This window comes from Mucilaginibacter sp. BGA-UO-ETr-C110 (genome assembly GCF_059567985.1).
Genome location: NZ_JCAQPB010000002.1, coordinates 523,441 through 537,975, shown reverse-complemented (window position 1 = coordinate 537,975; position 14,535 = coordinate 523,441). Strand labels below are relative to the sequence as shown.

The window sequence follows — 14,535 nt, the reverse complement described above, 5'->3', positions numbered from 1 at the left end:
TTGTTTCTGATGATATGATCAGCGGTGAGGAAGGGATTCGAACCCTCGGTACAGTTTCCCGTACGTCAGTTTAGCAAACTGATCCTTGCTGTAGCGGGGGTTATATGTAAACCTACTCAGAACCCGGTGAAAGCACACGGCACGCGTGCGCCAGCTTAAAGTTACATCGCAAAATTTTTATGCTTTTCAACACTAATTCTTAAAATAATCGCTGGCTTTAATAACGGCTTCCACCCATATCCCTGAATAAGGATTCAACACAAACTCACTCACACCAACCCGGTTTGCGCCAGGCGCCCAATTGTAAGTATAACCCATTCGTGTCCATGGATAATACACCTCAGTACTGGTGAGCGGTTGGAAATAGGATGTGATGATATAGTTATTAAACCAAAGCTTATATTCCGGACTTGCATTTAATGATAATGTACCCGAAGCTTTTGGTACGGTGACATCGGGACTTCCTGCAGGCCGGAAAACATTGTCGACCTGCACCCAAAATTGTGCTATATGGGTATCCCCCGATACAGGCGGCAAGCCCAGCATTTCATTTAATTTAAGAATAGTATCGGTTTTAGAAGTCATTTTACTCCGTAGCCGGTACTGCATTTGGCCGGGAATAAACAGCCAGACCTCGTTTGTTGTCCTGGTTGAATCTCCCACCGGATATCCTTGGAGATCGCCGGTAAACGTAGCCATCAATACGTAATTTTTTCCATTAATTATTTTCCACTTCAACACCGGATTAGCTGATGTTAACGTCATCAATGTATCGATGTTTTGGGTGCTGTCGGCAATCATGGCAAGTTTTGTTGCCACATTGTAAGCCTTTGTAAGTTTTTTACTTTGTGCGTTCACCATGGTGCTTTTGCATACAAATGGAAACAGCAGCATAATAGCCAGTAGTTTTTTCATGATAAGAGGTTTAGATTTTATCATGAATTTAAATATTATTTGTAAAAAGCGTATTACTTTGATAATAAATCTGTGCCACAGCTGGCGCAAGCATCCGATAGTGTGATTTCTTAAAACCCAACGAATCACGCTAAATTTATTTCAACCCTCAGCTGGCGCACACGTGCCGCGTGTGCTTTCGTCAATTAATTATTTAATACACGTTAGGGTTACACGCGGCACGCAGAATGACGGAAGATTTTTATTTTGAGATATTCGATTTTTTTTCAAGCAGTTTTTTCATGCTATCTGAAAATGCAGAAGCCGTGTTTTTAGTTGCAATAATTTGATTTAATAAAAACGTCAAAATGGATTTAATATGATGTGCTTTTTCCAGACAATCTTGATCAGACAAAACATGGATTCCCTCGCTTAGCTCACTGTGCAATACACCTAATGGATTTATACCACTTGGTTTCAGAATAGATGGTATAAGATCTTTAATAATTTCAATCTTATCCTGGGTTACGCGAGTTTTTCTGGTACGTTCCAATGCGTTTGAATATTTTTCCAAATCTTCAGGCGGTATGATATCAACGATTGAATTTAGTAATTCATCAATTATGCCTTCGATTATTCGCCTATAATATGCAAACGCACCAATACCATATGATTGAGATTCGCAAACAAGTCCCTTTCTGAAATTAGTAGCATGGTCACCAAGTGCTCTTTCAATCTGTTTATCAATCTTGATTTCCCATTCGGGATATTGACCAACTTTGTAAATGAATTTACAATTTTCGTCAATAAAAACATAAAATACTCTTTCAAATGACCTGCAAGCCTGACATTCATATACAAATCTAATTTTAGTAGATCCGGATGGCACATTCATATAGTGATTTCCTTCCCAAAACTCATTTGTCACATTAAATGTCTGTTCTCTTTTACATTTTAAACAAGACATATGGATAGGTGGTTTAGAAACAAGATTGAGAGTAGCAGGTACATCAATATTAAGTTTTCTAAACAATGAATACTCTTCAAAAAATTCAGCTGTCATAATTTTAGGTTTTAACCGAAGGTATATCTTTTATTATATAATCTCAAAAGACCAGTTCATCTCCCTCAAGGTCTCTTTCAAGAAACTTTGAGAGGCTGAAAGAATAATTTGGCAGAGTTTAGCAGGGAAAACTTTATTGTCAAAATGAGTGAGGCGTTTCTAATGATTTGAATATTCCGTAAGTTAGCTGTATATAATTGAAATCTAGATGCTATGGCAAAGGATTATAATAAAGATTTACGGAGTACTATCTTAATCTGTTCAATTAGATGTGAAGAAGCCGCATCAGGCGCATTGAAGATGCTTTTAAGGACTATTAAACCATCTTCGAAAACTCTGGACAATAAATCAAGCAGTCTGTCTTTCAAAAGCAAAATCGATTTGCTCTCGGATATTGATGATTTAAAACCCGAGGATTATAAAGCCATGGTTAAATTCATGGAGATCAGAAATCAGTTTATTCATAATCCTGATTGTAATTCATTTGTTGATTTAAGCAAAACGGCAAAAGAATGTACTAATTTCTTAAAAACCCAGCTACCGAACCCCATTGAAGATGAAGAAGATAATCTAAATCATAGCTTTAAAGAGCTTTTTATTAGGGTTTTGGGCACGCTTCTTATACTTAAAACTGAGTATAGTCATGGATTTACCGATGAAATGCACAGGTATGTTGACACCAAAACCCTTGAAAAATTCAAGGATATATATTCCGCTGCTTTTCATAAATGGAAGGCATACAAAGATTCTTTACCAAAGCCTGTTTACAAGATGTTTGCACCGTCTGATAACTCTGAAAACGATGTACTTGCTTTTGAAAAGTATATTATACTGCAAATCATTGACGAAAAGATTAAAATATTGGATGCCATTATTAAAAATGAAATCACTGAAAAGGAAGTTTTCAAGCGAAGAGTGGATATTATGGAGAACCTAAAAAGAGAAAAAGAAGAAATACAAGATGAATTGACTCATCAGCCTGAACGAACAGTTGCGATAAGAAAGTCGGACACAACAACAATATAATCATCACAAATCGGAATATTTAGATTTATTAAGATATAAATTCAAAACCTTTACCAATATTAAGCTAATTCAGCCCATGCCCGTTATCATCACCAACCATCCCCAAAGAAAAAAGTCCCGACAATTAATTGTCGGGACTTTTTCCTATTCAGCGGTGAGGGAGGGATTCGAACCCTCGGTACAGTTTCCCGTACGTCAGTTTAGCAAACTGATCCTTTCGGCCTCTCAGGCACCTCACCGTGTTCTTTTCAATATGTTCCCCGTTTTTCGGGATTGCAAATATAGTAATTCAAGTTTCCCGTCAAAAAAAAAGTTCGATTTTTAATAATCTATTCGCACATGATAAATACTCATCAGCATCCGCTTAAAAATAGTTTTGATGGTTTCGATATCTTTTAAAGTTATATTACTGTCTTTCAGTTGGTTCTGATCAAGCTTGTATTTCACTATCCGGTCGACCAAAATACTGATCGACTCTTCGTCGGGCTCTTTTAAGGAGCGCGAAGCGGCCTCAACCGAGTCGGCCAGCATCAAAACACCAGCTTCTTTGGTGAAAGGGATGGGTCCCGGGTACCTGAAAATGTTCTCATTGATGAATTTTTCCGGGAAATTCTTCAGTGACGACTGGTAAAAATAATCCACCCGGGTATTACCATGGTGGGTACGTATAAAATCAATGATCACTTCGGGCAGGTTGGCTTTACGCGCCATTTCAATACCCTTGCTTACGTGCCTGATGATGATCTGGGCACTCTCTTCATAAGGCAGCTTATCATGCGGATTAAAGCCCGAACTTTGGTTTTCAATAAAAAACAGCGGGTTTTCCATTTTACCGATATCATGATACAGCGCCCCTGCCCTTACCAGCAAAGCATTACCGCCAATGGTGTAAATAGCGTTCTCAGCAAGGTTTGCCACCTGCAACGAGTGCTGGAATGTACCCGGAGCATTAAAAGCCAGCTCACGCAGCAAAGGCGCATTGGTATTGGTGAGCTCAATGAGCGTAATATCCGATGTGATGGCAAATATCTTTTCAAAAATATAAATGAGCGGATAAGCCAGCAGGGTAAGCAGCACACTCACCACAAAAGGCAGAAAATCCATCCAGTCGATATCCAGGAAAGTACCCTCACGGATAAAGGTGATCCCTAAAAAGGCTACAAAATAAGTAAAGATGATAATGACCGCCGAGATCAGGAACTGCTCGCGCCTGATGAGGTTTTTGATGCTATAGATAGATACCATCCCCGCCGTGATCTCATAATAAGTAAACTCAAAGCTGTTGGGTACAAAAAAGCCGGCGATGAGCACAACCAGTAAATGTATGTTAAGCGCTAAACGCGTATCAAACAAAATACGGATAATGATAGGCACAATACAATACGGTATATAATACAGGTTGGTAGGGAACTGTAGTTTAATAGCCAGCGATAAAGTAGCCAGCATAGCCGTCATGACCAGTAATATTAAACTTACCAGGCGGTTATCGGCATAAATATCCTTACGGAAAAGGTGCAGGAATATCATCAGTAATGATATGGCTATGCCTACCAGGAAAAACTGCCCCAGCAGCACCAGCTTGCGGTTACCGTTGGTACGGGCATTATCCTCAAAAGCCTGTTTGTATGATTCCAGCTTTTGATAAACGTCATCATTAATAACCGAACCTTTATAAACGATCACCTCCCCTTTCTGCACCATCCCCCGGGTGATTGACAAGCCCTCGATAGCCTCATTGATGAGCCGCGAGGTAAGGTTATTATCATAGCTTAAGTTGGTTTGCAGTCGGTTTTGCAGCATATCCAGCAAAAAAGCCTTATCCAGGTCGGTATGTTTGCCCAGGATCTTGTCGCAATAAGCCAGGGCCTTTTCTTTGGTAAACAGTTCGTTGGTATTTTTGGCCGTAGCCACGTTTTTGTCTAAAACGGTAATGGGATAGTTTTCTGAATTTACCTGGTACTGGGGGTTCAGCTTTAAAATACCGGTTTCATATATTTCCTGCAGCAGATCGGTACCGGTTGAAATATATTTGGGTTTAAGCTTGTCGTTGATGCCTGCATTATGCCATTTGATCTCGATATCGCTTTTAAAACCTTCCAGCTGCTGGTTGGCCACCGCAGCATCCAGTTGATAAATGGGGGTGATACTTTCCTTGGCCGATTTTTGGTCGTTCTTGTTTTCCTGGGAAGTTTTCAGGATGGCGAAGTTATAAGGCGATACCAGGTCTTTCTGGTTCCAGATACGGCCTTTTTCATATTCATAGCCAAATTTTGCCTGCTTGGGTAAAAAAAACACAATGAGGCCAATGCTCAGCAACATCATTAAAAACTTAACGTTGCGCGAGTATTTACGCAATAAAGCCTTTTGGCGCGAAGTGGATAGTTTTGCCATTTATTTAATTAACCGCTCAAAAATAATATAAGTTTCTGTTATAGTTAGTATCAAGTAGCTAGTATCAAGTATCACGACTTGGAAATACCGAATAAAAAAGAGTTTATATAAAGTCGCTAACAACCCTGGCAACTATTTCTTGATACTAGCTACTTGATACTAATTATTTGCATTTGTCAATTTAAATTTGATATCTTTATGATATCATTTTAAAATCATCTTATCATGCAAACCGAAAAAACTATCAACCCGCCATCAGGCTTCACCGCACTGGCTTTTTTCCTGGTATTATTAGTTATTGCCGCTATTCTCTTTTCTTCCGACATGGGATTTTTTTTAGGATCGATACTCCTGGTGTTCGGCTTTATTTTTGTACTTCCGGGTATGATCGTTGTCAATCCCAACGAATCAAAAGTGCTTACACTTTTTGGCCAGTATACCGGTAGTGTAAAAAAAGACGGCTTTTTTTGGGTTAATCCCTTCACCAATAAAAAGAAAGTATCATTACGGGCTTTTAACCTCAACGGACAGCAGCTTAAAGTGAACGACAGCATTGGCAACCCGATTGAAATTGCGGCTGTTATTGTATGGCAGATCAAGGATACTGCCGCTGCCGTATTCGCAGTTGAAAACTATATCCAATATGTAAATATCCAGAGTGAGGCCGCGGTTCGCCACCTGGCCAACTCCTTCCCTTATGACAACCTGGAGGATGAAACAGCCAACATCACCCTGCGTGGTGGTGCCGAGCAGGTAAGCCTGCTGTTAGAAAAAGAGTTGAATGAAAGACTGGCACGTGCTGGTATAGAAGTACTGGAAGCCCGTATATCTCACCTGGCCTATGCGCCCGAAATTGCACATTCCATGTTACAGGTACAGCAGGCAACAGCCATTATAGCTGCCCGCCGCCTCATTGTGGAAGGCGCCGTAGGCATGGTTGAAATGGCGCTGAACAAACTATCCGAAAAAAACATTGTGGAGCTGGACGAAGAACGCAAAGCTGCCATGGTAAGTAACTTATTGGTAGTATTATGCGGCGACCGCAGCGTGAACCCCGTAGTAAATACCGGAACTTTATATCATTAATGATGGATCAGTACAGGAGTTTTGACCAACTGCGCACCAACGAACTGTTAGTAATACGGCATGGCTTTTGGCGCCCCTGGTTTGAATTAACCGATGGCCAGTTTTGCTATGGCAAATTGAGCTACGATGGACTGTGGAAAGTCGGGGCCATTTTAGAATCGGCACAAAAAACCTGGATCATCAAAAGCAAAGGCATATTTAGCAGGATATTACTGATCAATGATACAGATGGGATGCAGATAGGCACCATCACACCCGAAATATGGTCGCGTAAAACGATGCTGAGCTTGAACGACGGATTTGAGGCGGTATATTTAAATAAGAAGGTCTTTACACGCACCTTTAGTTTAATCAATACGCAGTATGGCGATCTGCTGAACATCAAACAAGAATCATGGAAGTTAAAAACACCTTTTAAAGTTTTCCTGGAGCCGGATGCATTAAAAAACATACCCAACCCGTCTTTATTGGCTTTACTGGGTATAAACCTGGTTCTGCAAAACCAGAAGAAGGCCGCGGCATCTGCAGGAGTGGGAGGTTGATATGGCAGAAAAAAAGGCATTTATATTACGCGTTAATCCGGATGTATTGAAGGAGATAGAGACCTGGGCCGCCGAGGAATTCAGGAGCACTAACGGCCAGGTCGAATATCTGCTGCAACAGGCCTTGCTTGCCCGCAAAAAAACCGCCAAGAAGAAAAAGGAATAATGGAATACCAGGAAATTAACCAATTAGCAGGCAGAAAACTTTGGCTGTTAAATCGCGGCAGAATAAGTTCGGATTATGACCTGACTGATAATGTGAACTCCTATGGCCGAATGTATGATGACAATTCATTTATTGCCAAAACACATTTAGAAACAAAAGATGAAACTATCCTGGTATTAAATTCCACCATAGGCGATCTTACTATCAAAACTCCCGAAGGGAAAATAATTGGTTATTACGAAACAAATAATAAAGTCAGTTTAAAACTAAATAGCGGGTTCAAAGCCAGTTTCAACATTACTTCATTATTTAGTTCAGAATATCACTGGCTTGATGAACATCATAATGAGCTAATAAGAATTTCAGGTAATGACAGCTCACAAATAGTGATCACCTTTATCAGTTCGGTTTCAGAGATACCACATTTAAACGTGCTTATCCTGGCAGGTGTTAAAACCATTTTTAATCGCAACCAGGTTTATTAACCATTTAACCCACCCGCAAAAAAACCACGAAGAAGAAAAAGGAATAATGGAATACCAGGAAATAAGCCCTGCCACAAATACTTTGTATTTAATTAAACAGAGCTTGTTTGATGGCGAATATCTTTTAACGGACCACACCAATAACTTCGGCAAACTCGTTTATGATGGCTTAGGAAGGGAAACAGGACTTGCCTATTCCGCTGGCAAAAGCTGGAAATTCGATTATGATTTTGAGCCTTTCGGCAAAAGAGAGATCCTGATATATGACGATAATGCCAATCTGTTAGGCCATGCCACCAAGCATTATGGTCGGTTATCAGATCCTCCAACCTTAATCATGGTAAACGGATTTAAGGCTACATTTTCAGACGTATCCTTATTTTCACATGAATATGAATGGATCTCGGCCAAATTGGGCAGTTTAATGCATATAAAAAGTCCGGCATTCTCCTTAACAGATACCATTACCGTCATCAGGAAAGACATCCCCGAAGACATGATACCCTTATTATGTTTTCTTGCTGAGCATATTATAATCTTACAAAGCCGGGGCAGCCGAAGCAATATTTATTAACTGCGGCAAATATTCCGTATCTTTGTATATACAGCAGCCCGGATCTTCTAATAATAGATGATCCGGGCTGTTTTGTTAAGGATAAAACAAGGCCAAAAACAGGCCATTTATAATTCAATTATTTGAATATCAATAATTTAATACTTTTTAAAGTTTCAAAAACTGCTCAAAACCGTGTTAAAATTTGTTAAAAAGTGTTAAAATGAGGGTTTTTCAAGCAGTTTTTGATCGATTTTCATCGTTTTTTGAGCAGAAAAGTGTTAAAATTAAAGGTTTAAAAAGTTTTTCAGGGTAGGAAGCGAATCAAAAATGCCTCCTTGACCACCGACCGACCAAATGGTCTGTGCCGAAAAAACCCCCATCTGGATCAATTGTAATTATTATGCATGCATAGCTTTTTCCTTTCATCAAAATAACTAAATTTGCCACACCAATTTAATGAGGGACACATGAAAGAAGTAGTAATAGTGGCTGCCACACGCACACCTATCGGCAGCTTTGGGGGTAGTTTAGCTGCCTTAGGCGCCACGCAACTGGGGGCTTTAGCCATCAAATCAGCAATCGAAAAATCGGGCCTCAAACCCGAGCAGATACAAGAAGTATATATGGGCAATGTAATGTCGGCCAATTTAGGCCAGGCACCTGCTACCCAGGCGGCTATATTTGCCGGTCTGCCCTATCTACCTGCCACTACCGTAAATAAAGTATGCGCTTCGGGCATGAAAGCCATTATGCTGGCTGCCCAAAGTATCGCCATAGGTCAAAATGATATTGTAGTAGCCGGCGGTATGGAAAGCATGAGCAATGTGCCCTATTACCTGGATAAAGCCCGTAATGGCTACCGCCTGGGCAATGGCCAGATTACCGACGGACTGGTAAAAGATGGCCTCTGGGACGTTTATAACGACTATCACATGGGTTCTGCAGCCGAGTTGTGCGCTACTGATTGTAATATCAGTCGCGAGGAGCAAGATGCCTTTGCTATTGAATCCTACAACCGGGCCCAAAAAGCTCAGGCTGCAGGTAAATTCAACGATGAGATAACCCCTGTAGAACTTAAAGATAAAAAAGGTGATACCACTTTATTTGCCGAGGACGAAGAGCCCAAAGCGGTAAAGTTTGAAAAAATACCTACACTAAAACCCGTATTCAAAAAGGATGGCACTGTAACAGCCGCCAACGCATCTACCCTAAATGATGGCGCAGCGGCACTGGTATTGATGAGCAAAGAAAAAGCAGACGAGCTGGGTATTAAGCCATTGGCCAAAATAATAGCCTATGCCGATGCACAACAAGCCCCGGAGTGGTTTACCACTGCCCCATCCAAAGCTATCCCGCTGGCTTTACACCGGGCAGGCTTATCAGCAGATCAGATCGACTTTTTTGAGATCAACGAAGCATTCTCTGTAGTAGCTATTGCCAACAACCAGCTTTTAAAGCTCGATCCGGCTAAGGTTAATGTTAATGGAGGCGCTGTTTCGCTCGGTCACCCGTTGGGTGCTTCGGGTGCGCGCATCATTGTTACCTTACTCTCTGTTTTACAGCAAAATAAAGGCAAATACGGCGCTGCCGGAATTTGTAATGGCGGCGGTGGCGCCAGCGCAATGGTTATTGAAAATTTACGTTAAATTAAACAAACCGGCTGTTCAACTATAAGTTACAACAGCTATTATGATAAATTATTTAATTTAGCGGCAACATCATGTTAATTTTTAAATACCCGGTATGGTAGCCAAGCGCTTGTTTCTGTTCGTAACCTCCCTGTTTATTTGCAGCCAGACTTTTGGTCAGCACTTAGATGAGAGTTCACGTATAAAACAATTAAATATTTACCAGGACAGCCTTGCCTCGCTGGGTAAAAAAATGGTGAATGATGAAAACGACCTGGAGCGTAAAAACGCTAATTACCAATTTATTAAAACACTGGTAAGCGCCCTAAAAATTAACAATTCGTTTCTTTTTCCATTTGATTCGGTTAAAAGTATCAGCATCTTGAATTCGCCCGATAACCGTTTCCGAATCATGAGCTGGCACGTGATGAACCAGGATGGCAGTTATCGCTTTTATGGCACCATTCAGCTCAATAGCGGTGGCCCGCTTAAAATGTTCCCGCTCGAAGATTATTCGCCCCTACTCAAAAACCCCGAAGATTCGGTGACCGATAGTCGCAAATGGTACGGAGCCCAATATTACAAGATCATTCCGGTGTACGCGCAAAAGCCTTATTATGTACTCCTCGGCTGGAAGGGAAATACCATAAAATCTACCAAAAAAGTATTGGAGATACTGTCTTTTAATAATGGAGGTAGGCCTTCATTCGGGATGCCTGTTTTTGATGGTAATAGCAAAACCCGCAAAAGGATAATATTTGAATATAGCCGCCAGGTATCTATGTTGCTGCGATACGTGTCAGACCAAAATCTGATCGTGTTTGACCATCTGGCACCGCCAGATAAGAAGATGAAAGACCAGCCCGAGACCTTTGGCCCCGATCTGTCATACGATGGTTATAAGCTAAAAAATGACCGCTGGGTATATGTAGAAAATCTGGATATGCGCAACATCCCTAACAATAGTGATGAAGAATACGTGGACCCGAAAAAACAGGCAGCTAAGGACAAGAGCCTGATACATTCAAATTAAATACATTAACTCTATAAGTAATTCATTCATCAAGATATTTAAATCATAAATTGTAACACCTTTGGTATAAGACCCTGAATAACAAGAATTATACTATTTTTAACAAAATTAAATAATGCAAGAAAACCCTGCCGCAACGGCTACCCCAAAATCCAGATTCCCCAGGAGTGTTCCTTATATTATCGGCAACGAAGCCGCGGAACGTTTCAGCTTTTACGGAATGCGTTCTGTATTGACGCTTTTTCTGGTAAACCAGTTTTTTAATCCCAACCATGTTGTTGCGTTAACAGATGTTGCCAACGCCAAAGCCAATAAGCTACACCACTTATTTGTGATGGTGGCCTATGCTTTACCATTTGTAGGCGGCATGATAGCAGACTGGTTTACAGGTAAATACAAACTCATTTTATATGTATCGATGATTTACTGTTTGGGGCATTTAATGTTAGCCATGTTCGATGGTGGCCTTAGTGGTTTTGAACTAGGCTTACTTGTGGTTGCAATTGGTGCCGGCGGCATTAAATCATGTGTATCTGCTAACGTGGGCGATCAGTTTGATGCTACCAACCAGGATCTACTTTCGAAAGTTTACGGCTGGTTCTATTTCAGTATCAATGCCGGCTCTATGATTTCAACCGTTGCTATTCCATGGACTTATGAGCACTTTGGCCCCAGATGGGCTTTTGGTATCCCCGGTTTACTGATGGCGCTGGCTACCATCATATTTTTTTCGGGCCGTAAAAAATACGTAAAAGTTCCCCCACAAGGCGTTAATCGCAATAACCTGGTATTTATAACCTGGTATGCACTAACTCATTTAGGTGAACGCAAACCTGGGCAATCAATGCTTGATGTTGCCAAAGGCCCGTATAACCCCGAACGCGTTGAAGGTGTGAAAGCAGTATACCGGGTTATGTCGGTATTCTTTTTCGCACTGGCATTTTGGGCTGTTTGGGATCAATGTTTGTCTGAGTGGACCCTATATGCCGAAAGGATGGATCGTGTAATTAACCTGGGTTTTACCTCGTTCACGGTGCTGCCTGGTCAGTTATCAACTGTTAATACAGTGTTCCTTCTTCTATTCATTCCATTTTTCAACTATGTAGTATATCCATGGCTTGACAAAATTGGCCTAAAAACAACCCCGCTGCGAAGACTTGGCACCGGCCTGATTTTAACAGCTTTATCATTCGTGGTAATCGGCATCATACACACCAGCCTGGATCATGGCGGTTCACCCTCCATCTGGTGGCAGGTGTTTGCGTTTATGATACTTTCAGCGGCCGAAGTGCTCGTATCTATCACCGGCCTGGAATACGCTTATACACACTCACCAAAATCAATGAAAAGTACCATGACCGGTATCTGGTTCCTGGTTGTATCGTTCGGTAATCTTATTACCGCGCTTGTTAATGGCTTAATAGAAGACGGCGGCTGGTGGGCACGTATGCTTAAAGGTGCAAACTATGAGTGGTTCTTTGTTATTTTTATTTGCATATTTATACTGATATTTCTTTTTGTTGCTCCAAGGTTAAAAGAACGCAACTACATTACTGATCCTTACGTAGATAACCAGGTTATTGCTGATACTCATAATTTATAAATCTCTTTTCATTAAAAGCAGTTAACATTATTTAACTGCTTTTAATTTTTAAAACCGGGTTTAAATCAATTATTTTTGCTCTTTGTTTACCTGATATTTTTTAAGTGCCGGATAGCATAGTTATAATACCAACCTATAATGAAAAGGAAAATATTGAGCGGATGATCCGCAAAGTGTTTTCCTTACCTCATGATTTTCATTTACTCATCATTGATGATGGGTCGCCCGATGGCACAAACATCATTGTAAAAAATCTGATGAACGTATATCCCGAACGCCTTTTTATTGAAGAGCGTGCGGGTAAGCAGGGTTTGGGGACAGCTTACATACATGGCTTTAAGTGGTCTATTGCACGCCAGTACGACTATATTTTTGAAATGGATGCCGATTTTTCACATAACCCCGATGATCTGCTTAAACTTCGTCAGGCTTGCATTGATGGCGCCGATGCAGCCATTGGTTCACGATACAGTAGTGGTGTAAACGTGGTCAACTGGCCTATGAGCCGCGTGCTGATGAGCTACTTTGCATCGGTATATGTGCGGTTCATCACTGGTATCGATGTACACGATTCTACAGCTGGGTTTATGTGCTATAAACGCAAAGTGTTGGAAACCGTAAGGCTCGATAAGATAAAATTTGTGGGATATGCCTTCCAGATCGAGATGAAGTATACTACTATAAAACATGGCTTTAAACTGGTTGAGGTACCCATTATCTTTACCGATCGTACAGCAGGCACCTCCAAAATGTCGACAGGTATATTCAAGGAAGCGTTTTTTGGTGTGATCCAAATGAAAATCAACAGTATTTTCAGGAAGTATCCGGAGGGATGAGATTGATTTCGGAATTGAGAGGTTCTATTCCGGATTTATTTTGACTGGAGGTGGAAATTTTCAATCCTGATTCTTACCGGCTTGATATATATAATTGGTCTGTAACAATCCCGATAAAAAATCCTTTATTCCGAAATCGGAAATCCGAATTTCGAAATAAAAAAGCTAATTTCGTTGGCAATGAACGAGCATCTTGACCCCGGAGCAGAAAGATTAACCAATACCGAACGCGATATTGAACGGGTATTGCGTCCGCAGCAATTTGAGGATTTTACCGGTCAGCATAAAATATTAGCCAATTTAAAAGTTTTTGTACAAGCGGCCCGTCAGCGTGGCGAAGCCCTTGACCACGTATTACTGCATGGCCCCCCAGGATTGGGCAAAACTACCCTGTCGTACATCATCGCCAATGAGATGAGCGTGGGTATCAAAATCACCTCGGGTCCGGTGCTGGATAAACCCGGCGACCTTGCCGGATTGCTTACCAACCTGGAAACCGGAGATATCCTATTTATTGACGAAATACATCGCTTAAGTCCGCTGGTTGAGGAGTACTTATACTCAGCCATGGAAGATTTTAAGATAGATATTATGCTGGAGAGCGGCCCCAACGCCCGTTCGGTGCAAATATCACTTAACCCCTTTACCCTGGTAGGTGCTACCACCCGCTCAGGCCTGCTTACAGCGCCATTGAGGGCTCGCTTTGGCATTAATTCCCGGTTGGAGTATTATGATGCCAAGCTGCTTACAACTATTGTACTACGCTCAGCAACTATATTAAAAACCCCCATTACGGATGAAGGCGCTTACGAAATAGCCCGTAGAAGCCGTGGTACGCCGCGTATAGCCAACGCGTTATTACGCCGTACACGCGATTTTGCCCAGATCAAAGGCAACGGTAACATCGATACTGAAATAGCTAAATACGCGCTAAATGCCCTCAACGTAGATGAACACGGTTTGGATGAGATGGATAATAAGATACTGATCACCATTATTGATAAGTTCAAAGGTGGCCCGGTAGGTTTAAAAACCATTGCTACCGCCGTTGGTGAAGACGAAGGTACTATTGAAGAAGTATACGAACCCTTTTTGATACAGGAAGGCTTTTTGATGCGTACCGCCCGTGGGCGCGAGGCTACGGAAAGCGCTTATAAACATTTAGGCAAAATAAAACTGGGCGGCAACCCCTCTCTATTTTAGTAAACCACCAACTATACCATATT

14 protein-coding genes and 2 tRNA genes are annotated in these 14,535 nt (G+C 41.2%); 11 read left to right on the top strand and 5 right to left on the bottom strand.

All coding sequences use genetic code 11. The annotated features are described in order from the left end of the window. Positions 1 to 22: 22 nt before the first annotated feature. From AC57BQ_RS03765 to AC57BQ_RS03755, 3 genes are all read right to left on the bottom strand, one after another. Positions 23 to 124: transfer RNA gene (locus AC57BQ_RS03765), tRNA-Ser, on the bottom strand. A 68-nt stretch (positions 125 to 192) separates the two neighbouring features. Beyond that, positions 193 to 915, bottom strand: coding sequence for a hypothetical protein (locus AC57BQ_RS03760; RefSeq protein ID WP_496404991.1), 723 nt, complete (start codon positions 913 to 915; stop codon positions 193 to 195). A gap of 241 nt (positions 916 to 1,156) precedes the next feature. Beyond that, positions 1,157 to 1,957, bottom strand: coding sequence for a hypothetical protein (locus tag AC57BQ_RS03755; RefSeq protein WP_496404990.1), 801 nt, complete (start codon positions 1,955 to 1,957; stop codon positions 1,157 to 1,159). A 213-nt stretch (positions 1,958 to 2,170) separates the two neighbouring features. Between AC57BQ_RS03755 and AC57BQ_RS03750 the strand changes: the two genes are divergently transcribed. Then, a complete protein-coding gene (locus AC57BQ_RS03750) occupies positions 2,171 to 2,983 on the top strand; it encodes a hypothetical protein (protein ID WP_496404989.1) in 813 nt (270 codons plus the stop codon). A gap of 152 nt (positions 2,984 to 3,135) precedes the next feature. Here AC57BQ_RS03750 and AC57BQ_RS03745 read toward each other — a convergent pair. Then, positions 3,136 to 3,222 (bottom strand) — tRNA-Ser (locus tag AC57BQ_RS03745). Between the two features lie 82 nt (positions 3,223 to 3,304). After that, positions 3,305 to 5,374 (bottom strand): HD family phosphohydrolase, encoded by a 2,070-nt coding sequence (locus tag AC57BQ_RS03740; RefSeq protein ID WP_496404988.1) that lies wholly within the window; start codon positions 5,372 to 5,374, stop codon positions 3,305 to 3,307. A gap of 225 nt (positions 5,375 to 5,599) precedes the next feature. Here AC57BQ_RS03740 and AC57BQ_RS03735 point away from each other — a divergent pair, with 225 nt between their 5' ends. The 10 genes from AC57BQ_RS03735 (at position 5,600) to ruvB (ending at position 14,512) form a co-directional block, all read left to right on the top strand. Further along, positions 5,600 to 6,460: an SPFH domain-containing protein gene (locus AC57BQ_RS03735; protein ID WP_496404987.1), complete on the top strand. Its 861-nt coding sequence runs from the start codon at positions 5,600 to 5,602 to the stop codon at positions 6,458 to 6,460. Further along, positions 6,460 to 7,002 carry a hypothetical protein gene (locus AC57BQ_RS03730; protein ID WP_496404986.1) on the top strand — a complete coding sequence of 181 codons (543 nt, stop codon included), beginning with the start codon at positions 6,460 to 6,462 and terminating at the stop codon, positions 7,000 to 7,002. Before AC57BQ_RS03735 ends, AC57BQ_RS03730 begins: the two co-directional genes overlap by 1 nt. Position 7,003: 1 nt before the next feature. Then, positions 7,004 to 7,168, top strand: a complete 165-nt coding sequence (locus tag AC57BQ_RS03725; protein WP_496404985.1) for a type II toxin-antitoxin system antitoxin — start codon at positions 7,004 to 7,006, stop codon at positions 7,166 to 7,168. After that, positions 7,168 to 7,653 carry a hypothetical protein gene (locus AC57BQ_RS03720; protein WP_496404984.1) on the top strand — a complete coding sequence of 162 codons (486 nt, stop codon included), beginning with the start codon at positions 7,168 to 7,170 and terminating at the stop codon, positions 7,651 to 7,653. The genes AC57BQ_RS03725 and AC57BQ_RS03720 overlap by 1 nt, the downstream gene beginning before the upstream one ends. A 46-nt stretch (positions 7,654 to 7,699) precedes the next feature. Beyond that, a complete protein-coding gene (locus AC57BQ_RS03715) occupies positions 7,700 to 8,227 on the top strand; it encodes a hypothetical protein (RefSeq protein WP_496404983.1) in 528 nt (175 codons plus the stop codon). Between the two features lie 449 nt (positions 8,228 to 8,676). Then, the gene (locus AC57BQ_RS03710) at positions 8,677 to 9,855 is read left to right on the top strand and encodes an acetyl-CoA C-acyltransferase (RefSeq protein WP_496404982.1); all 1,179 of its coding nucleotides are present in this window, start codon (positions 8,677 to 8,679) and stop codon (positions 9,853 to 9,855) included. 97 nt (positions 9,856 to 9,952) lie between these two features. After that, positions 9,953 to 10,870: a hypothetical protein gene (locus AC57BQ_RS03705; protein ID WP_496404981.1), complete on the top strand. Its 918-nt coding sequence runs from the start codon at positions 9,953 to 9,955 to the stop codon at positions 10,868 to 10,870. A 115-nt stretch (positions 10,871 to 10,985) separates the two neighbouring features. Then, positions 10,986 to 12,473 (top strand): POT-type proton-dependent oligopeptide transporter, encoded by a 1,488-nt coding sequence (locus AC57BQ_RS03700; RefSeq protein ID WP_496404980.1) that lies wholly within the window; start codon positions 10,986 to 10,988, stop codon positions 12,471 to 12,473. 104 nt (positions 12,474 to 12,577) lie between these two features. Continuing rightward, positions 12,578 to 13,309: a polyprenol monophosphomannose synthase gene (locus AC57BQ_RS03695; protein ID WP_496404979.1), complete on the top strand. Its 732-nt coding sequence runs from the start codon at positions 12,578 to 12,580 to the stop codon at positions 13,307 to 13,309. Positions 13,310 to 13,489: 180 nt separating this feature from the next. Continuing rightward, positions 13,490 to 14,512, top strand: a complete 1,023-nt coding sequence (gene ruvB, locus AC57BQ_RS03690) for a Holliday junction branch migration DNA helicase RuvB (RefSeq protein WP_496404978.1) — start codon at positions 13,490 to 13,492, stop codon at positions 14,510 to 14,512. The last annotated feature ends 23 nt before the right edge of the window (positions 14,513 to 14,535 follow it).